The following is a 23,251-nucleotide window of genomic DNA, read 5'->3' as shown; positions in this document are numbered from 1 at the left end:
TTACTTCTTCTTTTTTGTAGTGGTTTTCTTTTTTGCCGTGCTCTTCTTAGCAGTTGTTTTTTTAGCAGGAGCTTTCTTTTTAGTAGTCTTTTTTTTATTTTTAGATTTCTCTTCAAGAATTTCTTTTACTTCCTCCAAACTTAAGTTTTCGGCATCTGTGGTTTTTGGCAACTCAATTTTAGTCTTGCCTTTTATAATATTAAACCTTCCCCAACGTGCTTTTTCAACTCTAATTCCTTCTTCTTCCCAATTATGGATCAACTTTTCACGCTCTTTACGCTTCTTATCCTCAATTAAAGTTTCAATATCTTCAATAGAAAGATTATCAAAATCGTATTTTTTATTCACGTTAATGAAAATACCATTCCATTTTAAGAAAGGACCAAAACGACCTACACCTTTTTGTACCGGCATATCTTCGTAGTGGTGAATTGGAGCATCTGCCTTTTCTTTTTCCTTGATCAGCTCCATTGCGCGATCAAAATCTACGTTTAATGGATCTTCGCCTTTTTCAAGCGAAACATATTTCTTGCCAAATTTCACATAAGGACCAAAACGGCCATTATTTACCTCAACTTTTTCATCTTTATACTCTCCTAATTCCTTCGGAAGCTGGAAAAGATCCATCGCTTCTTCGTAAGTAACCGAATCTAAAGTCTGGTCTGGTCCAAGGCTGGCGAACTTTGGCTTTTCATCATCTTCTACAGAGCCAATTTGAACCATAGGCCCAAATTTTCCTAACCGAACACTTACCGGTTTCCCTGTTTCGGGATCTTCGCCTAAAATTCTTTCTCCAACTTCACGGTCGGCATTTTTGGCTACATCTACAACTTGAGGATGAAAGTCTTCATAGAATTCTTTCATCATATGCGTCCATTCTTCATTTCCTTCCGCGATATCATCAAAACTCTGTTCAACTCTCGCGGTAAAATTATAATCAAGAATGTTTGAAAAATGATTCACAAGAAAATCGTTCACCACCATACCTACGGCAGTTGGCACTAATTTTCCTTTATCACTTCCAACGGTTTCAGTTAATTTATTCTCTTTGATGTCAGAACCTTTCAATACAAATTGCAAATACTCGCGCTCTGTACCTTCAACCGACCCTTTTTCTATATAATTCCTATTCTGAATAGTAGAAATTGTAGGTGCATAAGTAGAAGGACGTCCAATTCCCAATTCTTCCAGTTTCTTCACTAAAGAAGCTTCAGTATATCTATATGGCGGTCTTGTAAATCTTTCTGTTGCGGTAATGTATTTGTTGTTAAGCGGCTGATTTTCCTTTAAAGCCGGTAACATTCCGTTTTGCTCTTCCGCATCTTCATCATCATCGGTACTTTCCAGATAAACTTTTAGGAAACCGTCAAATTTCAAAACTTCTCCATTTGCAGTAAACTGCTTATCGTGTTTAGAAGCTTCAATTTTCACATTAGTACGTTCTAATTGGGCTTCACTCATTTGTGAAGCGATAGCTCTCTTCCAGATCAACTCATATAAGCGTTGTTCGTCCCGATCTGCCCTTACCGAGTGGCTGGCAAAATTTGTTGGGCGAATTGCTTCGTGAGCTTCCTGAGCGCCTTTAGTTTTTCCTTTAAATTGTCTTGATTTTGCGTATTTATCTCCGTAAGCCTTTAAAATTTCTTCATTAGCTCCTTTTCGTGCATCTTCTGAAAGGTTTACCGAATCTGTTCTCATATAAGTAATATGACCGGCTTCGTACAAACGTTGCGCCATAGTCATGGTCTTACTTACTGAAAAATACAACTTCCTGGCAGCTTCCTGTTGCAAAGTTGAAGTGGTAAACGGTGGTGCAGGAGATTTTTTCGCTGGCTTGGTAGTAAGTTCCGCAACTTTGAAATCAGACCCTAAGTTTTGCTGAAGAAATGATTCAGCTTCTTTACGGTTATCAAAATTTTTGGGAATTTTTGCTTTAAAAGATTTACCGTCTTCCGTACTGAATTCAGCGTCTATTCTAAATGAAGCTTCCGCAGTAAAATTTTGAATTTCTCTTTCTCTTTCTACAATAAGTCTCACTGAAACAGATTGTACTCTCCCGGCCGAAAGACCTCCTTTAACTTTTCGCCATAAAACCGGCGAAAGTTCGTAACCTACCAACCTGTCTAAAACCCTACGGGCCTGCTGGGCGTTTACCAGGTTATAATTAATATCCCTGGGATTGTCAATAGCTTTAAGAATAGCCGATTTAGTGATCTCGTGAAAAACAATTCTTTTGGTTTTATCACTTTTAAGATTAAGCTCTTCGGCAAGGTGCCAGGCTATAGCTTCCCCCTCCCGGTCTTCATCACTTGCCAGCCATACCATATCAGCATCTTTTGCAAAACCTTTTAGTTTTCTAACTACATCTTTTTTGTCTTTAGAAACTATATATTTTGGTTTAAAATTACCTTCGGTATCAACACCTAATTCTTTTGTAGGCAGGTCGGCAATATGTCCAAAACTGGAAGCCACCTTATAATCTTTTCCTAAAAATTTTTCGATGGTTTTCGCCTTGGCAGGGGACTCTACAATCACTAAATTCTTTGCCATAACTCTCTTTTTTCTAGCTGCAAAAGTATATCAATTTTTTTTTAACATCCTAAATGATTTTACAAAACAAGTAGAAATAGCTTGTAAAACAGCCACATTCACGGCTTCACGTATAAAAAAATTCTTTTCTCTATAATTTATAAAAAAACCCCGCAGTATTGCGGGGCATCCTTAAAAAACCAAACAAAATAAAATCAATTAAGGCTGAAAGTGCTTAGTAAATTGATCTCATTACCTTTATAAGTATATTGGAAAAGTGTATTATCCCCAACCATTAAGAGCACATCTTCTAAGGGGATGACGTCATAGGTGTTAATGTCCTGAAAATGGTCTATTAGTTCCAGGTTGGGGGTATTTTTTGTATCATATATTTTTAATCCGGCAGTACCATCACAAACAAAAAGCCAGTCGTCTTTTACGCCAAGCCCGTAAGGATTTTTCATTGGGTAAGATTGTAATAACTGTGGATTGGACTTATCGGTTACATCTATTACATCCAGCTGGCTCCATTCCTGCCCGCATATATTTCCACCTCTAATAGATACATAAGCCATATCGCCTTTTACCACAACGGGATCGCAACCAAGAATATGTCTAAACATAGATTTATATTCTGGCGTAGCTGGATTTTCTACACTATAGATATACATACCGGTAGAACTTCCCAGGTATAAATGATTTTCTTTATAAAAAATAGTTTCTATATCTGGCCCAATCCATTCAGTTTTTAATAATTCGGGGTTACTTAATCCTGCAATATTGAAAACCGACAAATTATTTTGATCTACTACATATAAATAATCTTGGTGAATATTAAAACGTGCTAAAGAACCTCCGGTACCGGAACCGCCTGATGAATTTCCTGATTCAGAAAAAGATGCCCTGTCATTAGTTAGCCATTCTGTATTGCTTGCCATTTCAATTTTTCGGGTTTCCATAACATAACCTATTACTACTTCGGTTTCAGCATTAAAATTATCGCTATCTACAAAAGATGCACTTGCAGGAATACGGTTATTATGGTTGGGAAAAACGTTCTTCATTCTTTCCGCTTGTGTAATATTATTCATATCACTAATATCAAAAACTACGAGATCCATAGCTGAATTTGCAAATAACATGTCATCTTTTACAGCGATATCGGTATTTTGCGGAATTTCAAGAAATTTCATTTTTACAGGGTTTCGGTGATCACTGTTATCTATAATATGTACACCTTTTTGATCATCGTTTATAAAAACATAATCTCCATAAGAATAGATCTTGCCCGCTTCGGTAATTGCTCTTGGCTCAGAAATTTTAACCATAGCCCTAAATTCTTCAATAGGCTTTACTACGGGAACGGCTACATTATAAAACTCTTCTTCGGTTGCGTCTTTCTCGCAAGAAGTGAACAAAGCCATTAAAGCCAGAAGAAGCAACGTAATTAAACTGTAGAAAAATCTCATAATTATCTGGTTGGTTTCTATATAGATGCATTAATTACGAAAAGGTTGCGTGAGAAAATTAAAAATATTGCTGTCACTTTGTCAGAAGTTCGTTTTACCCTTATCTTTGCATTTCTTAATCCTGAAAAGGAAGATTTGAATTATGGAGAAGACAATAGACGAAAAACAACAGGGAAACACGCTCGTAATGGAGCCTAGGCAAGAAAATACCCGAAAGCTTTTTATTGAAAGTTACGGTTGTGCAATGAATTTTAGCGATAGCGAAATTGTTGCTTCTATTCTTGCAAAAGAAGGTTTTAATACTACTCAAAATTTAGAAGAAGCAGATCTGGTTTTGGTAAACACCTGTTCTATTAGAGAAAAAGCTGAACAAACCGTTCGTAAAAGACTTGAAAAATATAATGCAGTAAAAAGAATAAATCCCGGAATGAAAGTGGGCGTATTAGGTTGTATGGCCGAGCGTCTTAAAGAAAAATTCCTGGAAGAAGAAAAAATAGTAGATCTTGTAGTTGGGCCAGATGCCTATAAAGACCTTCCAAATCTTATAAATGAAGTTGAAGCAGGCCGGGATGCAATAAATGTTCTACTCTCTAAAGAGGAAACTTATGGTGATATTTCTCCTATTCGATTGCAAAGCAATGGAGTGTCAGCATTTGTCTCTATCACCAGGGGTTGCGATAATATGTGTACTTTTTGCGTGGTACCTTTCACCCGAGGAAGAGAGCGAAGCCGCGACCCACAAAGTATAGTAGAGGAAGTAAACGATCTTTGGAATAAAGGTTTCAAAGAAATTACCCTTCTGGGCCAAAACGTAGATAGCTATTTATGGTATGGCGGCGGACTCAAAAAAGATTTCAAAAATGCTTCGGAAATTCAAAAAGCTACAGCCACAGATTTCTCCGCACTTTTAAGGCTGGTCGCCGAAGCACAACCAAAAATGAGGATTAGGTTTTCAACTTCAAATCCGCAGGATATGACTTTGGAGGTAATTGAAGTTGTAGCCGCTTATCCCAATATTTGCAAGCATATTCATTTACCGGTTCAAAGCGGAAGTGATAGAATCTTAAAAGAGATGAATAGATTACACACCCGCGAAGAATATTTTAAACTTATAGACTATATAAGAGAATTAATGCCAGAGTGCTCTATTTCCCAGGACTTAATTGTTGGTTTCCCAACTGAAACTGAAGAGGATCACAAGGATACTCTATCATTAATGGAATATGTGAAATATGACTTTGGGTATATGTATGCATATTCTGAAAGACCGGGCACTATGGCGGCCCGTAAATTGGAAGACGATGTGCCTGCAGATACAAAACAAAGAAGATTAGCCGAAATAGTAGCGCTTCAGCGTGAACATAATCATTTTAGGACGCAAAGATTTCTTGGAGAAACCGTAGAAGTTTTAGTTGAAAAAGAATCCAAAAAGTCTAGCGAACACTGGAGCGGCCGAATCACTCAAAACACCGTGGCGGTATTCCCAAAAGAGAATTACAAGATTGGTGACTTTGTAAACGTAAAAATTAATGACTGTACCAGCGCAACCCTAATTGGAGAAGCCGTTGGATATAGTGAAAATAATTAAAAAATAGTTATTCAGTCTAAAGGAATCAGTTTTAGTAACTAGATTAATTCCTTCTGAAATAACAGGATTAATATATGGAATCAATTCAGGCAGTAAAACAGCGGTTTGGAATAATTGGCGACGATCAACGCCTTAACCGCGCTATAGAAAAAGCAATCCAGGTTGCGCCTACAGATATCTCGGTTTTGGTAACCGGGGAAAGTGGGGTTGGGAAAGAAAGTATTCCAAAAATAATCCATTCATTATCTCATAGAAAACACGGGAAATATATTGCAGTAAACTGTGGTGCAATTCCCGAAGGCACTATAGATTCTGAACTTTTTGGTCACGAAAAAGGCGCTTTTACCGGTGCCACCCAAACCCGAAGCGGTTATTTTGAAGTTGCCGATGGCGGGACCATTTTTTTAGATGAAGTTGGAGAATTACCACTTCCCACACAAGTTAGGTTACTGCGTGTTTTAGAAAACGGGGAATTTATAAAAGTTGGTTCATCTAAAGTGCAAAAATCTGATGTTCGTATTATCGCGGCTACCAACATTAATATGCAGGAATCTATTAAAAAAGAACGCTTCCGTGAAGACCTGTATTATAGATTAAGCACAGTAGAAATTAACCTTCCGCCACTGCGGGATCGTAAAGACGATATTCATTTATTGTTTAGAAAATTCGCTTCAGATTTTGCGCTGAAATATAAAATGCCAACCATTAAACTTCAGGATGATGCGGTAGGTTTATTAAAAAAATACCGATGGGGCGGGAATATTCGGCAGTTAAGAAATATTGCCGAGCAAATTTCAGTTTTAGAGCAGGAACGCATTATTGGCCCCGAGCGTTTAAAAGAATATTTACCTGATATTGGTAGCAATTTACCCGCAGTTATTTCAGAAAAAAAGAAAGAAAGCGATTTTAGCAACGAACGGGAAATTCTTTACAAAGTGCTTTTTGATATGAAAAGCGACCTGACCGATCTCAAAAAACTCACCCTAAAACTTATGGAGAGTGGGAATACGCAAAAAGTTCAGGATGAAAACGAAAGCCTAATTCAAAAACTTTACGGCGACGATGATGGTGAAGATGTTGATGCAGAAGAATTAGAAGCGTTAAATGATGAAAGGCTGGAAGTACTTCAAATTCCGCAGAACAGTCCGAAATCTGAAATTAGTAGGGAAAAGGATAAATATTATTTTGCAGAAGAGATCCAGGAAGAAGAAACCCTTTCTTTGCAAGATAAAGAATTGGAACTTATAAAAAAATCTTTAGAAAGACATAGCGGAAAACGCAAAGCTGCCGCTGAGGAATTAGGGATAAGTGAACGCACACTTTACCGAAAAATAAAACAATACAACCTGTAATTTTAGTCGGCTTATATGAAAAAAACTGCTTTTCTTTTATGTTTTGTGCTCCTGCTTAGCACCCAATCTTGCGGAATTTACTCTTTTACGGGTGCGGATACGGGTGATGCAGAATCTTTCCAGGTGAATTTCTTTCAAAACCAGGCAGATCTAGTAGAACCGGGAATAGACAGAACTTTCACTTTACAGTTACAGGATCTTATTCAAAATCAAACCAGTTTAAGCCTGGCCAACAATAACGCCGATCTTATTTTTGAAGGAGAAATTATTGATTTTTATGTAGCACCTATTACCGCTACCGCTGAAAATACGGCGGCACAAAACCGACTCACCATTGCAGTGAATGTTCGTTATTATAACACCCTGGAACCCGAAAAAGATTTTGAAAGAAGGTTTTCTTTTTACTACGATTATCCCGCCAATGCGCAATTAGTTGGTGATGTTTTGGCCACTGCCTTAGATGAAATTTACAACAGGTTAACCCAGGATATTTTTAATGCCGCTTTAACCGATTGGTAATATGGAAGCAAACGAATTCATACAACTGCTGCAAAACCCAGCCGAAATCACTGCCGGGCAAACCAGTGCTCTGGAAAAGCTTATTCAGAAAGCACCGTATTTCCAGGCGGCACGTGCAGTAAGGCTCAAAGGTTTAAAAGAGCATCAGGAATTCAGCTACAACAGCGCACTAAAAAAGACTGCCGTCTATACCACTAATCGTAGTGTACTTTTTGATTTTATAACCTCGGTAGAATTTAATCAGAATAAAATTGCAAGGCAAATCCAGGAGCAGGAAGAACAATTGCGAAATATTACCGTTTTTGAACCCGAAGAAGTTTTTGCCAAAAGAAGTATGGCTATAGATGAAGCCATAAAAATGAGGCAATCTGAATCTGAACAGGTGATGGATCCCGACTTGTTTTCTGAGAAAAGTGTGAAAGCAAAGGAACATACCGAAGAAGATTTATCTGAAGACCAATTGAAATTGGGAGAACCTTTAGAGTTTGATGCTTCAGAATCACATTCTTTTTCAGAATGGTTGCGACTTACTTCAGCAAAACCTATAAAAAGAGAAGAATCCGAAGAAGAAAATCCGAAAGATGAGGTTCAGCATAAAAAGTTTGAACTTATAGACAGGTTCATATCCAAAAGTCCGAAAATAAAACCGGGTAAACCCAGCAATAAATCCAACCTGGCAGAAGTAAGCACAACCCCGCCAGAGTCGTTAATGACAGAGACTTTAGCACGGGTTTATTTGGAACAAAAAAATTATAAAAAGGCAATCCAGGCATATAAAATATTAATTTTGAAAAATCCCGAAAAAAGTGGTTTCTTTGCTGACCAAATTCGGGCAATCGAAAAATTACAAGAAAATAATACAAAGCAAGAATGAGCACATTCACGATTTTTTTAGCATTAATAGTTATTGTAGCCTTTTTACTGGTAGTGGTAATTATGGTACAAAACCCTAAAGGCGGTGGTTTATCTTCCTCTTTTGGCGGTAGCGGACAACAAGTAGGTGGAGTAAAGAAGACCGGAGACTTTTTAGATAAAAGTACCTGGACTTTAGCAACACTTTTATTAGTCCTTATTTTACTTTCTAATGTAACTATTATGGACGATTCAAGTTACGGCGAATCAAGGGTTTTTGACGAAGATGCAATGCCTGAAAATACCGCTACTCCACCGGCACAAATGCCAGGACAAACTTCAGAATCTGACAGCGCTCAATAAACGCTTCCATTCTTTATAAAATTCACAAATGCCAGCTTATGACAAGCTGGCATTTTTTGTTTGTAATTGGCAGTAAAAGCGGGGTGGCATAATTTTAGAAATAGGCTTAGTCGCTTATTCAAAGATTAATTAACCTAAATAAATTTATAAAAAAATGGGACTAAACATTAAACCGCTCTCAGACAGGGTTCTTATTGAGCCTGAAGCAGCCGAAACTAAAACGGCATCTGGAATTTACATTCCCGAAACAGCTAAAGAAAAACCACAACGTGGAAAAGTTGTAGCTGTAGGCAAGGGTAATAAAGACCACGATATGACTGTGAAAGTTGGTGATACTGTGCTTTACGGAAAATACTCCGGTACAGAATTAAAACTTGAGGGCACAGACTATCTAATGATGAGAGAAGACGATATCCTTGCAATAGTATAAGACTTCTTTTCCCCACTCCCGGGGAAACTTTCAAAATAAATAATAGTATTAATTAGATTTCCGTCTTTACGGAAATGACAAAACATAATTTACAATGGCAAAAGATATAAAGTTTGACATTCAAGCCCGCGACGGAATTAAGCGCGGTGTAGATGCATTGGCAAATGCCGTAAAAGTAACTTTAGGTCCAAAAGGACGTAATGTGGTAATAAGCAAATCTTTTGGTGCACCAACCGTAACTAAAGATGGTGTTACTGTAGCAAAAGAAATTGAACTGGAAGATGCCTTAGAAAACATGGGCGCTCAAATGGTAAAAGAAGTTGCTTCTAAAACCAATGACCTTGCAGGAGATGGTACTACTACTGCAACTGTACTTGCCCAGGCTATCGTAAAAGAAGGCCTTAAAAACGTGGCAGCAGGCGCAAGCCCAATGGATCTTAAAAGAGGTATAGATAAAGCTGTAACTGCAATCACTAAAGATTTGGAGAAACAAACCAAAGAAGTTGGTGATTCTTCAGAAAAAATAAAGCAGGTAGCTTCTATTTCTGCAAATAACGATGAGCATATTGGTGATTTAATTGCCCAGGCTTTTGGTAAAGTTGGAAAAGAAGGTGTAATTACTGTAGAAGAAGCAAAAGGTACCGAGACTCACGTAGAAGTTGTTGAAGGTATGCAGTTTGACCGTGGTTATCTTTCTCCGTATTTCGTAACGAATTCAGAGAAAATGACTGCAGATCTTGAAGATCCGTACATTTTATTGTTCGACAAAAAGATCTCTTCTATGAAAGATTTGCTTCCAGTTCTTGAGCCGGTAGCACAATCTGGAAAGCCACTTTTAATTATTGCTGAAGATGTAGATGGCGAAGCCCTTGCTACTTTGGTAGTAAATAAATTGCGTGGTTCTCTTAAAATCGCTGCTGTTAAAGCACCAGGATTTGGAGATCGTAGAAAAGCAATGTTAGAAGATATCGCTATCCTAACAGGTGGTACTGTAATTTCTGAAGAAAGAGGATTCTCTTTAGAAAACGCTACTATTGATATGTTAGGTACTGCTGAAAAAGTAGCTATCGATAAAGATAATACTACTATTGTAAACGGTGCTGGAGACAACAAGCAAATTGAAGAACGTGTAAACCAGATCAAAGCTCAGATCGAAACCACTACTTCAGATTATGATAAAGAAAAACTTCAGGAGCGTTTGGCTAAACTAGCCGGCGGTGTTGCCGTACTTTATGTAGGTGCAGCTTCAGAAGTTGAAATGAAAGAGAAGAAAGACCGTGTAGACGATGCCCTTCACGCAACCCGTGCGGCTGTAGAAGAAGGAATTGTTGCCGGTGGTGGTGTTGCGTTAGTAAGAGCACAAGCGGTTCTTGCCAAAATCAAGACTGAAAATGATGATGAAGCAACCGGAGTTCAAATTGTTTATAGAGCAATTGAATCTCCACTTAGAACCATCGTAGAAAATGCTGGTGGTGAAGCTTCTGTAGTGATCAATAAAGTTCTTGAAGGCAAGAAAGAATTTGGTTACGATGCAAAAACCGACACATTTGTAGATATGATGAAAGCCGGAATTATAGATCCTAAGAAAGTAACAAGAGTTGCGCTTGAAAACGCTGCTTCTGTTGCCGGAATGATCTTAACTACCGAGTGTGCACTTGTTGATCTTCCAGAAGACGACAAAGGCGGCGGAGGTATGCCAGGCGGAATGGGCGGCGGAATGCCCGGAATGATGTAATGGCCCGGCCATAGCAAATATTAAAAACCCGTTTCTTTATTGAAACGGGTTTTTCTTTTTTCCAGAAACTTAAAAACTGGATTTATTAATTTCATTTAGAAAAATAATTATTCCAATCCCCGAACAATTCTTTTCCCGTGATAGGCTTTAGCATTGATTCCCCGGTGTAAGCCTTCCAGATTTTTTGAGGTGATTTTTCCTGCGCAAATCACTTCCATATCACCAGCCAGAGCTGTTATTTTTTTAAGTTGAAGGATGCCTTCAGCCGCGGTATTTTCTCCTCCTGAAGTAAGAATTCCATTTACAACACCTAAGTCTCTTAAAGATTTCACAGATTCTAAAATAGCCGGAGTTTCATCAATGGCTTTATGAAAGACAAATTTCATAGGTTTTCCTATTTCCGCAAGTTTTTCAACGGCATCAATATTTATTGTTTTATCTTCTTTTAAAATTCCTAATACCACGCCATTTACACCGGCTTCTTTACAAAAGACTATATCACTAGCCATCTGCTTAATTTCAGCATTATTATACACGAAATCACCAGCCCGGGGTCTAATCATAACGCGGATCGGAATATTTAAATGGGATTTAGCCGAAAGGATCAATTCTCTGGAAGGTGTTAAACCTTCTGCATCTAAATCTGCACAGAGCTCGATGCGATCAGCTCCATTTTCTTCAGCAACCAAAGCTTGTTCTATGCTTTCTACGCAGGCTTCTCTTATATAAGTCATTACATTATATTAGCTTTTCTTCATAAAATCAAAGCCACCTTTCCTAAGATTGATCCCAAATTCCAAATAAGCCTTTAAACAGGCAAGGAAATTTGCCCAACCTTCGGTATTTTGCTCAGAATCTATAATCGCTTCATAAACTTCAGCTTTCGATTTTGCGATTTGCAGGGCCGTTTTAATTTCTAACATCTTCATAAGTTGAAATTTACTTAAATATAAAACAGAAATTCCAAACCTCACAGGTTTTTGAAACCTGTGAGGAGAGCGATAGATAGCTTAAGAATTATTCTCCTTCTATTTCAATTAATTTTTTCGGAAAAAATAACACGAATTTGAAGTCAAACCAAGATTACTAAAAAATAAAATTTTTCATATCTATAACTAACTAATTCTACTTGTCTTACTTAATATACACCCGTTAAGAATGATTATTTAGAGTTAATTATATCTCTAAAATAACCAAAAAATTAAGCTCTGATGATACTTCACTTATTTCTAAAGTTTCTTTCTTATAACTAGCAACAACAGGTGTATAATAATCTGTACCACATATTGTTCTTGATTGTTCTGTTTCAAATTGAACATTAATAGTTTCTTCTATATCATCTAAATAAATAGTGTATTCGTATGATGATCTATGTGGCACTGTTAACATAATCGAATTATCCAGCACTCTAATTTCAGCATCAGGGTTTGCAAATTCATTTCCTGGAATAAATTGAAAAGTAATAAGTTCTTCTGAATAATCAGCTTCTACCCTGATATTATCTGGGTCAATAGTCCCTTTTTAAAAGAGATTAGCACCTGAGTCATCAACTATCTTGAGATGCAAGGAAGGCACTGCCATATCTAAAATACAGTCATCTCCTTCATCGTCGCTGTTGGAACAACTGGAAATAAGAGACCAATTAAAATAAGCGTAATGATTTTTTTCATAATTCAGTATTTATTAAAATTTAATACTCTTAGTTCTATTTATTAGATGCTCTTTCTTCTAAATGGTTGCGCCAAATGGCATACAATTTTATTATACTACTCCTTTCAAGTAGCATTTAAAGTATAACAGTTATTTCGTAGTAATTAAAAACTAAACCCTAAACTCAAGAAATACAAAACTTATAATTCACTCAGGCTTAGATTTTGAAATATATCCAGAAGGATGCTTAGTTAGAGACTAAATTTTAGCGTTGCTAAAACCTGCGAAGGCCGCAACTGATAACTGCTCTGCACATAATAATATTGATTGTTATATGCATTTATAAAAGTATCTGTATTCAAAATATTTCGCCAGCTTAAATTCAAGTCCATTTTGGGCTTTTTAAAAGTAAACTGATAGCCCAAGTTTACAAAATAATTATCCCCATTTTCAGAAAGCGAATTTCCATAATATTCTCCACTCAAACTCAAATATTGATTATCCTTAGGATAAAAATAAAGTTCTATGATATGTTGATGGGTTTCTATTTTTTGAAAATTGTTCCCTTCAAAACCCGAAGTATAAGTAGAGAAATTACCTGAATAATTCGCAATTAGCCAACTCCAAATATCGGCTTCCAAACTTCCTCGTAGATTCAAATTTTGTGTATTCACCTCGGCCAGCGTATTATTTAAAAGCTGTTGCCGATTTGATAAATTATATGAAGCATTTAGTTTAAGTGTTGTTGTTAGTTCCCTAAAGTATTTGCTTCCGCCGGCTTTGAAACTATGATTATCAAAACTATTATTGCGAGCCACAGCTTCTAAAATTGTTGTTCCATTTTCACCAATATTAGAACTGTACAATAGGTTATTTTCAGAATACGCATACGAGTAAGACGCATTTAAAAATAATTGCTTTAACGGATTTCGATAACGTAGGCCTCCGCTATAATTTTGTTTTTGTTCTTCGGAAATTGGTGCATTGTAGCGATTTAAATTCCGATAGCCTTTCAGTAAAAATCCGTAATATAATTGCTGAATTTCACCAAAATTATAACTCAATCCTGCTGAAGCATTTGCTTCCCAAAAAGCTGAAATTTTCTTTCTTACATAAAAATTAGGTTCAAAAACCAAACGATCCAGATTTCTGCTATCCTCAAAATTATCATCTTCAAGGTGAAAGCTTTTAAATTCAAGCGGTGTACTTAAACGCAAATTCCATGTTTCATCCTTACTTTCAAACCTGAAAGCGTTTTTAAAATACACCGAAGATTGTACAAATTCGGTTCGATTTTTAAAATTCACATCCAAAACTTCGTCGATCTCATTAAGGAAAACATCGCTATCTAACTGCTGATGCTGAAATGAAAAGCCAAATTTTGGGGAGATAGTGAATTTCCCCAGTGCTTTTGTCAATCCGGCAGAATTATCGGTATAAATTTTTCTGGCTGATACCAATTGCTGAATTTCCCCAAATGGATCGCCATCATTAAAAATAGCTTCAAATTGTCCTGGCTGCACCATGAGATCCTGATTATTTTCTGTAAATCCGGTATTCGAATTAAAAGTGATTAATTGTTTACCCACGGCCCTAAGCAAACGCAGATCGTTTTTAATTCCGAAGAAAGGATTATCCAGCTGCTGCTTTATTTTTGTATCAGGACGATCTATAACACCTCGTGCAGCATTCCAAAATCCGTTAAATTCCAATTGATTTTTCAGGTAATTTTTATCGGCATTATTTTCTAGGGTTAGTTTCCCCTGAAGTGTACTCACATAAAGATGGTTGTTTGTATTCTCGATCACATCAATCGTATCTGTAGGTGTAAAATAGCGGGTTTGTGTACTCCCATCCTGTTGCTGGTAATCATTTAGATAAGAGATATTCAGTTTTAGATCTATATTCTCTTTTATACGCTGTAAAATATTTGCAGAACCCAAATGCACATTATTATCCAACCAGCGTTCCTGAGAAAAAGGCGGCTCTGAAATGTTCTGAATCGAAAGCCAATCGGTTTTATCGATCGTAAACTGATCACCCAAAAAATTAATCGAAAAATCACGAATCTCCCGGGAAACATCACTACCGGTATTATTACTTTGATAAGTAAAGATCGCCTGTTGTTTTTTAGTAAAAATCATGGGCGTTACCTTTGCTTGCCAAAGCAGAGGCGCTGCACCAATCCCGGCGGTGGCCGTTCCGCTATACGTAATATCTTTTTTAAGCTTGATATTTATGGAAGCGCGCTCTGAAAATTCCAAACTATCCAAAACTTTTACCGGCTGGTGATTTTCCAGGATCTCTACTTTAGAAACCGCCTCGGCAGACAGGTTATCATTCGCCAGATTATAACGCCCTTCTAACAAATCTAAACCTTCGATATAATATTTCTGAATAGGCTCATCTCTATAAAAAATCTGTCCGTTTGGCCGAATATCGATACCCGGTATTTTTTTTAGAACATCAGCGATCACACGGTCATTTTTTCCTTTAAAGGCTGCTACTGAAAAACTAAGCGTATCGCCACGTTGCTGCAAAATTTCAGATTTTACGAGCACCTCTTTTAAAGATTCTGAAGAAGGTGAAAGCTTAACTTCAAGTGTCTGTGATTTATTCTGAATCGTTTTTTTAAACGTACCAAAACCTATATATGAAACTTTTAAAAACAGGGAATCACTCTCATTTTTGACAGCTATTTTGAATTTTCCATTCGCATCTGAAATACCATAAGCTAGTATTGGAGAAACAGAATCTTTACTCACCATCACCGTTGCCCCACTCAGTTTCTCATCTTGATCGTCTAGAACCTGTCCCGAGATTTCTTTTTGAGAATAACCTACAGAAATGATAAATATCGATATGAGGAATAGGAAAATCTGTCTAAAATGATCCAATTGATTATTTTTTTTGATTGATGATGATTTATTATGGCTAAAGCTCGATTGGATTATTTCGTTTTTTATATTTTTCGCTTAGTTCTTTTCTTGTTTTAGTTTCATCTTCTTCGCTCCAACCGAATTTTATGCCTGCCTTTTGCATTGTACCAATAGGATCACGATCATAATCGTCCCGAACCTGATCAAGTTCTTGCTGAGAAACAGTTTTATAATTATCTAAATTCAATAGTTTATCTACCGGATTTGCTAATTCCTGAAATGCTGTTAAGCTAAAATGATAATGATTTTTCAGGTCTGAAATCTCTAGAATAAGTCCCGGCAAACCACTAAACTTATAAGGCCCATCAGAGAATGGTAATTCTGGCGCAAACCAGGCGACATAATTTCTCCCTGCAAAATCACCTGTGGCTTTCTGAACGCTAAAACCTAAAATTTCTTTATTCTCTGGCTGAATTTCCCAATCAATCTGTTTTAGATCCTGTTTATATTTTAGTTCATATTGAAAAACTTTTTCGGCTAAAATAAGTTCGTTCTCCTGATAATCTTTATAGATGGTATATTTAAAATCGGTCATTTGATTGTACTCATCCATCCTCATGCTTACAGGATTTGTCATATTTTTTAAAGAATCTTTAACTGCTTTACCCAGGCTGGAATATCGTGATTGCTCCTCACTTAAATAAAGTACACCGGTTTCAGATTTTATGGAGTTTTCATCTGTCGAATCCTCCTGGAATTCGAGTTGATACGTAGCTTTATAGGAATATTGATCCTGTGCCTGCAAATTTCCTAAACTAAGTAAAAGCACTAACATTATAAGACTTCTCATTTTTGTAGTTCTATTTGGTTATTCCTTTTCGCAAAACTTTCTTTAAACGCTTCAGCATATTTTTTTTTGGTTTCTGCAGAGATGGTTATATTAGGGGGGATGGGAGCATACCCCCATGGATCTTCCATATATCGTTTCCAAACTTTATATAATTCAGTTTTATTGGTTTCAGCGTATTGGTTAAGATTGATCTTGTATTTAAGTTTTGGACTGAGTTTCTCAAGACCGAAAAATTCAAATACATAATGCTGCTGGGTATCTTCAAGCTCCAATATTAAACCCGGCAAACCACTAAACTTATAAGGCCCGTCTGAAATTGGAATTTCTGAAGTGAACCAGGCTATATAATCTCTTCCGGCAAAAGAAGTTTTAGCTTTCTGAACCTCAAAATCTTTAATTTTCTTTTTCTCCGGTAGAATTTCCCATTTAAATTGATTCATTTCCTGGGTATAGTAAAATTGATCACGTGAAATAGTTCTCGTGAAAAACAGCTTATTTTCACTCCTATGCTTCAAAATAACATATTGAAAATCTGTAACCGCTTCCCGGGAAGTATGTGCAGTATTTCCTTTTCTAACAATAGGATTGGCCAGAGTTTTTGCCCGACTTGAAAATTTAGAAAGTTCGTCTCCGGCAAACAGGAGCATATATTCAGATTTCGATTTATCCAGATTGGTAGAGTCTAACTTATAAGTGAGCTTGTAGGTAACTTTATATTCGAATTTATCGGTGAGTTTTTGAGCACTGCAAATTGATGTAAACAAAATAAGTAGAAATATCAAGTAGGCTTGTTTCATAGTTTAAATTATTTCAGTTCTATGGGGTTATTTTTCTTCTTAAATTCCTCGCGATGTTCCTTTAATAATTTCTCCTTTTGACCGGGTTGAAAACCCATTGTAATCCCGGAACTTTCCATTATTACAAAGGGATTTTCAGCATACTCTTCTTTTATTTGTAAAAATTTTTCTCTACTAACCTCCAGATAATTTTCTGGATTAAACTCCATCGAAATTTCATCGTTCAATTCTTTGAAACCGGTAAGTTTAAAGGTATAATAACCTTTATTATCTGAAATTTCCAGGATCAGGCCCGGTAAGCCACGAAATTTATATGGCCCTTCTGAAACAGGTATCGCAGTAGTAAACCACGCGGTATAATTCCTTCCTGAAAAACTTGTTTTTGCCTTTTGTGCCCCAAAACCGGCTACATCTTTAGTCTCGGGCAATATTTCCCAATTCAAATCAGCAATTTCCTGTTTATACCGGTAATTGTCCTTGACGATTTTCTCAGTAAAAGAAACCTCTGCTGAGTTCTGCCTCTTAAAAATATAAAAGTTTAATGCCGACATTGGCATTTTGGACCTCATTTCATTAAAACTTTGTTGGGTTCGTTCGCGATCTTTATAAGCCTCTTTTATAGAATCTGCTATGTATTGGCCTTCGCTGGAAAATCGCGAAATCTTATCACCAATAAACAATACCATAGCTTCATTCTGGATAGACTTAGCATCTGTTGAATCTATTTGCCAGGTAAGGTTGTACGTAGCTTTGTATTTAAATTGATCTTCAATCTCTTTGTTTTGTGCAAAAGCGGAAGAAAAAATAAGACTGAAAATAATCAAAAGGAAAGTCTGCATTAGTGATGATATATTAAGGATTAGATTGATATGGTGAATAATTATTCAATAATAAGAATATATTTTTCCTAATAAAAATTTTAACTAAATAAATAGTAGTTAAACTAAAAATAAAGTTGTCGCATATTTAAAGAATTATCCAGCTTTATTAAATTTAATATCTTGGTAGATCCTTGAGAACCTTATCTAATGAATAAATTTATAAGAGCGCTAATTTTAATAGCGGGGCCATTATTATTTTTTATCCTTCAAATCATCGGAGCACCGCAATCTATGCCGCCGGCAGCTTTTGATATTCTTTGTATTACCATTTGGATGGCGCTCTGGTGGGTTACCGAGGTAATCCCAATTTCGGTTACCGCTTTATTACCCATTGTCATGTTCCCCTTAACCGGCGCTTTAGATATTGAAGCCACCACCGCTGCTTTTAGTCATAAATACGTGTTTTTATACCTGGGCGGATTTGTTCTCGCGGTAGCTATAGAAAAATGGGATTTACACCGAAGAATCGCGCTGAACATCATCAATCTTATTGGCAGCAAAATAAAATTTATAATCCTTGGCTTTATGATAGCCACAGCATTTCTTTCTATGTGGATCTCCAATACCGCAACTTCAGTTATGATGCTTCCAATTGGCACCGCGATAATAAGTCAGTTAAAAAACAATCCTTTTAGCAACGAAAATGAACCTTTGGTCTTTGGTAAAGCATTAATGCTCGCAATTGCCTATAGCGCTTCTATTGGTGGAATTGGAACGCTGATAGGAACACCACCAAACCTGGTTTTTGCGGGAATAGTTGAAGAGTTATACGGAATAGAGATCAGTTTTTTAAAATGGGCAATGTTAGGAATTCCTATCTCGGTTTTTCTGTTGTTTATATGCTGGAAATACTTAACCAGTTTTGCTTTTAAATTTGATAAAGCTGAATTCCCGGGTGGAAGAGCCGAAATTAATAAACTACTGAAGTCTTTAGGAAAAATAAGCAAGCAGGAAAAAAGGGTGCTGGTTATCTTCGGTTGCACCGCTTTTTTTTGGATCACAAGATCATTTTTAATTCAGCCTTTTTTACCCTTTATAGATGATACTATAATAGCTATTATTGCGGCAATCGCACTCTTTATTGTTCCCTCCGGAAAAGAAACAAAACCTTTATTAAACTGGGAAGAAGCGGTGAAAATTCCGTGGGGAATTATTTTACTTTTTGGCGGCGGAATGGCATTGGCAAAAGGTTTTAGCGAAACAGGATTAGCCATTTGGATAGGCGAACAACTCACCTATCTACAAAACCTGCCGTTATTTCTATTAATATTAATTCTTGTCGCTGCCGTTAATTTTCTAACTGAAGTAACCTCTAACCTGGCTACTACGGCAATGCTACTTCCAATTTTAGCGCCTATGGCTTTGGCAATTGGACTTCACCCTTACTTATTATTAATAAGCGCAACACTGGCCGCATCCTGCGCTTTTATGTTGCCGGTAGCAACTCCACCAAACGCGGTAGTCTTTGGCTCCGGCTATTTAAATATTCCAGATATGATAAAAACAGGATTATGGATGAACCTGTTTTCTATTCTTTTAATAAGTATTTTAGTGTATTTCTTTTTACCCAGCATCTGGGGTTTTAAAGTGAACGAGATTCCAGAAGTTTTTGCATAAAAAAACTTGTGACTGATCAAGGGGAAAACTTTTTTTAATCAACTTCCTTCTTTCTCGTTTTCAAAAAGTATTTAGGATTTACTCCATACTTTTCTTTAAAGATCTTAGAGAAATAACTCCTGTTATTTAAACCAATCGCGGTTACAATTTCAGAAATATTCTTTTCTGAAGTCATTAGCATTTCTTTGGCGGCTTCCAGCTTTTTATGCTGCATATATTTATTTACCGTAAGATCGTAAACATATTTAAAACCTTCCTGCAGTTTATTTACGTTTGTTCCCGCCTCTTTTGCCAGGGCTTCTACTGTTAGATTACTTCCTAAATCACCCTGAATGCGTTTTACCACATAATCTACCTTTTCAATGTCAGACTGTCTTAGTATCTGCGGAAGCTTATCGCCATCTTCGTCATCTTCATACTGGGCAATTTGAATAACGAGCATTTGAAATGTTTTACCTTCCAAATAAAGAGAACGTAAGAAACCGGTGAATTCCTTAGTATTAATCTCATTCATAATATCGGCAGCTTTTATACTATAGTTGCCCTGGTAGAAAAACTGCTTTTCGGCCACCGCATCCTGAAATAATCCTTTTAGTGTGGGTTCAAGATCTTTAAAATCGTAGTTACGCCTATGGGCAAAAACCGATCTAATAATTTCAAGGCTGGAAATGTGAGTTGCCTCGTTGGCTTTAAAATACAGTACGTGCCCATTATACCCGCTACTGGATACAATGATATTTTGATAAGCTTTTATTTCATTTACTTTCTCAGCATCCTGGAAAGAATGACCAATTGATCCCGCTGAGCAAAAAATAAACTTTAAGGGATGCACCGTGTTTAAAGCAAAATGAATTTCCACATCTTCATAAAACTTGCAGTTGTATGAAATGAAGCCCATTCCAGAGTCAAAACTAATTCCCCTAATATAGCCTTCGCCCACTTCTTTTGGCAATTCTATGGTGTATTCTCCACTTCCATTTTGAATTGGTGCATTAAGGTTTTTAGAAATATCCTGAATAATTTCATCTACTGGTAAAGTTTTTACATTTATCCTCATAAACTAAACGTGGGGAAGCCCCTTTATTTCGAATTTTAAAACTTAATATTAGTTTTATTTTAAATACCAACGAAGTGTTTTAACACTCGTTGAATTTCTGTAAAGTTAGAATATCCTTCGCAAATAGCACTAAAAGCCATTAACAAATCGGTTTTAAGTTAATATTTAGAGCTTTTGCGTTAAACACTTTACTTAATTGCAACCTCAAAATACGCAATTGTGCCCGATTTCACGTTATAAACCGTAACTTTTATCTTAAAAACGGCAAGCAAAACAAATTAACAATCAGATATTTACATATTATTAATCGCGCCCTCTCCTACCCTGGTTAGGTACCAAATATATCGATTACTATGGATATTATTTTTCTTCTTTTGGGCCTTGAAGCTTTGGCAATAATTATTGTTTCCACATTTTTTGTAAAAAAAATAATTAAAACACTAAGAAAGAAGTAGCTGCCAACTACCTTTTAAATTCTCAAATTTCAAAACTTCCTTTATTAAAACAAACATTCATTGGGTAAGTAAGTTTTAATGGATATTTTAGACCAAAATTGTATAAATTAAACTTGTTACAAAATGTCTAAGACTTACTATAATCCAGATGATTTAAGAAAATTCGGCGAAATAACCGAATGGAGTGAAGAATTAGGAAATAAATTTTTTGATTACTACGGAAAAGTTTTTGAAGAAGGAGCACTTTCTGCTAGAGAAAAGTCGCTTATAGCCCTTGCGGTTTCGCACGTTGTAAAATGCCCATATTGCATTGATGCCTATACTAAAGACGGTTTGCAAAGAGGAATCACCAAAGAAGAAATGATGGAAGCCGTACACGCCGGCGCCGCTATTGAAAGTGGAGCTACCCTTGTACACGGGGTACAGATGATGAACAAATATGATAAATTGAGTATGTAAGTTTTATACTGAAATATTTAAATACAAAATCATTTTCTTCAAATTAGCACAAAATGTAATTTTTACATGGCTTTATTAAAATCCTTATCGGCTAGAAAAAACGATCTTTCAAAACCCGAGAACCAACTTGCCTTTTTAAGCAACGGAATTTTTAAAGAAGGAGAACTTCCTTTTTTTAAAGATAAAATTGCCAAAACCGGTAATTACCCGTTAAAACCTGAAAAACTAGAAATCCTTCAGCTTAATTTAGGTTATATGTGCAACCAGGTTTGTTCGCATTGTCACGTAGACGCCGGTCCCGATCGCAAGGAAATTATGACCAAAGAAACCATGCAGCAATGCCTGGAGGTTATTAAAACCACTAAAGCCCATACCTTAGATCTCACTGGCGGCGCACCGGAAATGAACCCGAATTTTAGATGGTTTGTAGAAGAAGCTTCTAAAGCAGGGATCAAAGATTTTATTGTTCGGTCTAACCTTACTATAATTCTGGCAAACAAAAAATACCACGACTTACCAGAATTCTTCAAAAAATATAATGTTCACGTAGTTTCCTCGCTTCCATTTTATAAAAAGGAAAAAACAGATAAACAGCGCGGAACTGGTGTTTTTGATAAATCTATCAAAGCTCTACAAATGCTTAACGCTGTGGGCTACGCACAGCCAGAAACAGAACTAAAATTGGATCTCGTATATAATCCATCAGGGGCCTTTCTACCTACCAATCAACAAGCACTGGAACAGGATTTTAAAACCGCACTTAAAGAAGATTTCAATATAGATTTTGATAACCTTTTTGCTATTACTAATCTTCCTATAAGCAGGTTTCTGGAATTTTTGATCGCTTCAGAGAATTATGAAGATTATATGTATGCGCTTGTAGAGGCTTACAATCCCGCCGCGGTAGAGAGTGTGATGTGCACCAATACCATTTCGGTAAGTTGGGATGGCTGGTTATACGACTGTGATTTTAATCAAATGTTAGAATTAAAAGTAGACAGCAAAGTGCAGCACATTAGCGATTACAACGAAGATTTGCTCAATAACCGGGAAATTAGAATTTCACAACATTGTTACGGCTGTACTGCAGGTGCTGGAAGTAGCTGCCAGGGAACAGTTGCATAATTTTCACTTCTTAAATTTTAAACTTTGAGCCTTAAACCTACCGAAGCTTTATTAATTATCTTTACCAGGAATCCAGAACCGGGAAAAGTAAAAACCAGGCTTGCCAAAGATGTTGGCGATATAATTGCTTTTAAAATTTATAATTTTTTGCTGGAACACACTGTTTCAGTTACTAGAAATCTTGCAGTTGGCAAAGAAGTATATTATTCTGAAGGAATTGCCCAAAACGATATTTGGGACCCTGAGATTTATGCTAAAAAACTTCAGCAGGGAGAAGGCCTTGGAGAAAGAATGAAGAACGCCTTTGAAGAAGGCTTTAAAAATGGCTACCAAAATATTATAATTATTGGCAGCGATCTTTACGATTTACAGCGGGAAGATCTGGAAAAAGCTTTTCAATTACTTCAGGAAAAAGATGCGGTAATTGGCCCGGCTACAGATGGCGGTTATTATTTATTGGGAATGAATCAATTGTTTCCAGAAGTATTTGAGGATAAAAAATGGGGAACCTCATCGGTTTTGGAGGATACTTTAAAGGATTTAAAAGGAAAAAATATCGGTTTGCTTGACGCCAGGAACGATGTAGATTATTATTCAGATATTAAAGATCATAAAGATTTTCAGCAATTTTTCAAAAATTAAAA

General features: G+C 36.4%; 21 protein-coding genes. 11 read left to right on the top strand and 10 right to left on the bottom strand.

The features are described 5' to 3' along the window. Positions 1 to 2,550: a type I DNA topoisomerase gene (gene topA / locus B4F31_RS11335; RefSeq protein ID WP_286761325.1), complete on the bottom strand. Its 2,550-nt coding sequence runs from the start codon at positions 2,548 to 2,550 to the stop codon at positions 1 to 3. Between the two features lie 194 nt (positions 2,551 to 2,744). Next, a complete protein-coding gene (locus tag B4F31_RS11330; protein ID WP_286761324.1) occupies positions 2,745 to 3,998 on the bottom strand; it encodes an LVIVD repeat-containing protein in 1,254 nt (417 codons plus the stop codon). A gap of 142 nt (positions 3,999 to 4,140) precedes the next feature. Between B4F31_RS11330 and miaB the strand changes: the two genes are divergently transcribed. The 7 genes from miaB to groL all read left to right on the top strand — a co-directional run bounded on the left by miaB (position 4,141) and on the right by groL (position 10,837). Further along, on the top strand, positions 4,141 to 5,586 hold the full coding sequence (gene miaB / locus B4F31_RS11325; RefSeq protein WP_286761323.1) for a tRNA (N6-isopentenyl adenosine(37)-C2)-methylthiotransferase MiaB: 1,446 nt from the start codon (positions 4,141 to 4,143) through the stop codon (positions 5,584 to 5,586). A gap of 74 nt (positions 5,587 to 5,660) precedes the next feature. Continuing rightward, the gene (locus B4F31_RS11320; protein WP_093304958.1) at positions 5,661 to 6,938 is read left to right on the top strand and encodes a sigma-54 interaction domain-containing protein; all 1,278 of its coding nucleotides are present in this window, start codon (positions 5,661 to 5,663) and stop codon (positions 6,936 to 6,938) included. Between the two features lie 15 nt (positions 6,939 to 6,953). Next, positions 6,954 to 7,457, top strand: coding sequence for an LPS assembly lipoprotein LptE (lptE, locus tag B4F31_RS11315; protein ID WP_093304960.1), 504 nt, complete (start codon positions 6,954 to 6,956; stop codon positions 7,455 to 7,457). A 1-nt stretch (position 7,458) separates the two neighbouring features. Beyond that, entirely contained in the window at positions 7,459 to 8,331 is an 873-nt protein-coding gene (locus tag B4F31_RS11310; RefSeq protein WP_093304962.1) for a hypothetical protein, read from the top strand. Continuing rightward, positions 8,328 to 8,672, top strand: a complete 345-nt coding sequence (secG, locus tag B4F31_RS11305; protein WP_093304964.1) for a preprotein translocase subunit SecG — start codon at positions 8,328 to 8,330, stop codon at positions 8,670 to 8,672. Before B4F31_RS11310 ends, secG begins: the two co-directional genes overlap by 4 nt. A gap of 154 nt (positions 8,673 to 8,826) precedes the next feature. Continuing rightward, positions 8,827 to 9,102: a co-chaperone GroES gene (locus B4F31_RS11300; RefSeq protein ID WP_057482963.1), complete on the top strand. Its 276-nt coding sequence runs from the start codon at positions 8,827 to 8,829 to the stop codon at positions 9,100 to 9,102. 94 nt (positions 9,103 to 9,196) lie between these two features. Beyond that, positions 9,197 to 10,837, top strand: a complete 1,641-nt coding sequence (groL, locus tag B4F31_RS11295) for a chaperonin GroEL (RefSeq protein ID WP_093304967.1) — start codon at positions 9,197 to 9,199, stop codon at positions 10,835 to 10,837. 107 nt (positions 10,838 to 10,944) lie between these two features. On the opposite strand, the gene B4F31_RS11290 is transcribed toward groL, so the two are convergent. The 7 genes from B4F31_RS11290 to B4F31_RS11260 all read right to left on the bottom strand — a co-directional run bounded on the left by B4F31_RS11290 (position 10,945) and on the right by B4F31_RS11260 (position 17,852). Beyond that, positions 10,945 to 11,571 carry a copper homeostasis protein CutC gene (locus tag B4F31_RS11290; RefSeq protein ID WP_286761322.1) on the bottom strand — a complete coding sequence of 209 codons (627 nt, stop codon included), beginning with the start codon at positions 11,569 to 11,571 and terminating at the stop codon, positions 10,945 to 10,947. 9 nt (positions 11,572 to 11,580) lie between these two features. After that, positions 11,581 to 11,766 (bottom strand): hypothetical protein, encoded by a 186-nt coding sequence (locus tag B4F31_RS11285; protein ID WP_286761321.1) that lies wholly within the window; start codon positions 11,764 to 11,766, stop codon positions 11,581 to 11,583. Between the two features lie 247 nt (positions 11,767 to 12,013). Further along, positions 12,014 to 12,226 carry a hypothetical protein gene (locus B4F31_RS11280; RefSeq protein ID WP_143083653.1) on the bottom strand — a complete coding sequence of 71 codons (213 nt, stop codon included), beginning with the start codon at positions 12,224 to 12,226 and terminating at the stop codon, positions 12,014 to 12,016. A 512-nt stretch (positions 12,227 to 12,738) separates the two neighbouring features. Further along, positions 12,739 to 15,384, bottom strand: a complete 2,646-nt coding sequence (locus tag B4F31_RS11275) for a carboxypeptidase-like regulatory domain-containing protein (RefSeq protein ID WP_286761320.1) — start codon at positions 15,382 to 15,384, stop codon at positions 12,739 to 12,741. Positions 15,385 to 15,421: 37 nt separating this feature from the next. Beyond that, positions 15,422 to 16,216: a GLPGLI family protein gene (locus tag B4F31_RS11270; RefSeq protein ID WP_245764368.1), complete on the bottom strand. Its 795-nt coding sequence runs from the start codon at positions 16,214 to 16,216 to the stop codon at positions 15,422 to 15,424. Next, positions 16,213 to 17,013 (bottom strand): GLPGLI family protein, encoded by an 801-nt coding sequence (locus B4F31_RS11265; RefSeq protein ID WP_286761319.1) that lies wholly within the window; start codon positions 17,011 to 17,013, stop codon positions 16,213 to 16,215. The genes B4F31_RS11270 and B4F31_RS11265 overlap by 4 nt, the downstream gene beginning before the upstream one ends. Positions 17,014 to 17,021: 8 nt before the next feature. Next, on the bottom strand, positions 17,022 to 17,852 hold the full coding sequence (locus B4F31_RS11260; protein ID WP_286761318.1) for a GLPGLI family protein: 831 nt from the start codon (positions 17,850 to 17,852) through the stop codon (positions 17,022 to 17,024). Positions 17,853 to 18,041: 189 nt separating this feature from the next. Here B4F31_RS11260 and B4F31_RS11255 point away from each other — a divergent pair, with 189 nt between their 5' ends. After that, positions 18,042 to 19,511 (top strand): SLC13 family permease, encoded by a 1,470-nt coding sequence (locus B4F31_RS11255; RefSeq protein ID WP_286761317.1) that lies wholly within the window; start codon positions 18,042 to 18,044, stop codon positions 19,509 to 19,511. A 34-nt stretch (positions 19,512 to 19,545) separates the two neighbouring features. Here B4F31_RS11255 and B4F31_RS11250 read toward each other — a convergent pair whose 3' ends face one another. Continuing rightward, positions 19,546 to 20,568 carry a helix-turn-helix domain-containing protein gene (locus tag B4F31_RS11250; RefSeq protein ID WP_075325721.1) on the bottom strand — a complete coding sequence of 341 codons (1,023 nt, stop codon included), beginning with the start codon at positions 20,566 to 20,568 and terminating at the stop codon, positions 19,546 to 19,548. Positions 20,569 to 21,146: 578 nt separating this feature from the next. Here B4F31_RS11250 and B4F31_RS11245 point away from each other — a divergent pair. The 3 genes from B4F31_RS11245 (at position 21,147) to B4F31_RS11235 (ending at position 23,249) form a co-directional block, all read left to right on the top strand. Then, positions 21,147 to 21,482, top strand: coding sequence for an arsenosugar biosynthesis-associated peroxidase-like protein (locus tag B4F31_RS11245; RefSeq protein ID WP_075325720.1), 336 nt, complete (start codon positions 21,147 to 21,149; stop codon positions 21,480 to 21,482). A gap of 66 nt (positions 21,483 to 21,548) precedes the next feature. Continuing rightward, complete coding sequence (gene arsS, locus B4F31_RS11240) at positions 21,549 to 22,607, top strand: arsenosugar biosynthesis radical SAM (seleno)protein ArsS (RefSeq protein ID WP_093304983.1); 1,059 nt, start codon at positions 21,549 to 21,551, stop codon at positions 22,605 to 22,607. A gap of 24 nt (positions 22,608 to 22,631) precedes the next feature. Further along, the gene (locus B4F31_RS11235) at positions 22,632 to 23,249 is read left to right on the top strand and encodes a TIGR04282 family arsenosugar biosynthesis glycosyltransferase (RefSeq protein ID WP_093304987.1); all 618 of its coding nucleotides are present in this window, start codon (positions 22,632 to 22,634) and stop codon (positions 23,247 to 23,249) included. Positions 23,250 to 23,251 lie beyond the last annotated feature (2 nt).

Origin of the sequence: Salegentibacter sp. UBA1130 (genome assembly GCF_002311535.1) — a bacterium.
GTDB lineage: Bacteria > Bacteroidota > Bacteroidia > Flavobacteriales > Flavobacteriaceae > Salegentibacter > Salegentibacter agarivorans.
Note: the sequence above shows the minus strand (reverse complement) of the source record. Positions and strands in the feature narration are given on the sequence as shown.

Coding starts and splice junctions, on each gene's coding strand:
- B4F31_RS11310 (WP_093304962.1), top strand. CDS start 7,459: ATGGAAGCAAACGAATTCATACAACTGCTGCAAAACCCAGCCGAAATC.
- topA (WP_286761325.1), bottom strand. CDS start 2,550: ATGGCAAAGAATTTAGTGATTGTAGAGTCCCCTGCCAAGGCGAAAACC.
- B4F31_RS11260 (WP_286761318.1), bottom strand. CDS start 17,852: ATGCAGACTTTCCTTTTGATTATTTTCAGTCTTATTTTTTCTTCCGCT.
- B4F31_RS11285 (WP_286761321.1), bottom strand. CDS start 11,766: ATGAAGATGTTAGAAATTAAAACGGCCCTGCAAATCGCAAAATCGAAA.
- B4F31_RS11280 (WP_143083653.1), bottom strand. CDS start 12,226: ATGTTAACAGTGCCACATAGATCATCATACGAATACACTATTTATTTA.
- B4F31_RS11330 (WP_286761324.1), bottom strand. CDS start 3,998: ATGAGATTTTTCTACAGTTTAATTACGTTGCTTCTTCTGGCTTTAATG.
- arsS (WP_093304983.1), top strand. CDS start 21,549: ATGGCTTTATTAAAATCCTTATCGGCTAGAAAAAACGATCTTTCAAAA.
- secG (WP_093304964.1), top strand. CDS start 8,328: ATGAGCACATTCACGATTTTTTTAGCATTAATAGTTATTGTAGCCTTT.
- groL (WP_093304967.1), top strand. CDS start 9,197: ATGGCAAAAGATATAAAGTTTGACATTCAAGCCCGCGACGGAATTAAG.
- B4F31_RS11245 (WP_075325720.1), top strand. CDS start 21,147: ATGTCTAAGACTTACTATAATCCAGATGATTTAAGAAAATTCGGCGAA.
- B4F31_RS11300 (WP_057482963.1), top strand. CDS start 8,827: ATGGGACTAAACATTAAACCGCTCTCAGACAGGGTTCTTATTGAGCCT.
- B4F31_RS11270 (WP_245764368.1), bottom strand. CDS start 16,216: ATGAGAAGTCTTATAATGTTAGTGCTTTTACTTAGTTTAGGAAATTTG.
- B4F31_RS11255 (WP_286761317.1), top strand. CDS start 18,042: ATGAATAAATTTATAAGAGCGCTAATTTTAATAGCGGGGCCATTATTA.
- miaB (WP_286761323.1), top strand. CDS start 4,141: ATGGAGAAGACAATAGACGAAAAACAACAGGGAAACACGCTCGTAATG.
- B4F31_RS11320 (WP_093304958.1), top strand. CDS start 5,661: ATGGAATCAATTCAGGCAGTAAAACAGCGGTTTGGAATAATTGGCGAC.
- B4F31_RS11290 (WP_286761322.1), bottom strand. CDS start 11,571: ATGACTTATATAAGAGAAGCCTGCGTAGAAAGCATAGAACAAGCTTTG.
- B4F31_RS11250 (WP_075325721.1), bottom strand. CDS start 20,568: ATGAGGATAAATGTAAAAACTTTACCAGTAGATGAAATTATTCAGGAT.
- lptE (WP_093304960.1), top strand. CDS start 6,954: ATGAAAAAAACTGCTTTTCTTTTATGTTTTGTGCTCCTGCTTAGCACC.
- B4F31_RS11265 (WP_286761319.1), bottom strand. CDS start 17,013: ATGAAACAAGCCTACTTGATATTTCTACTTATTTTGTTTACATCAATT.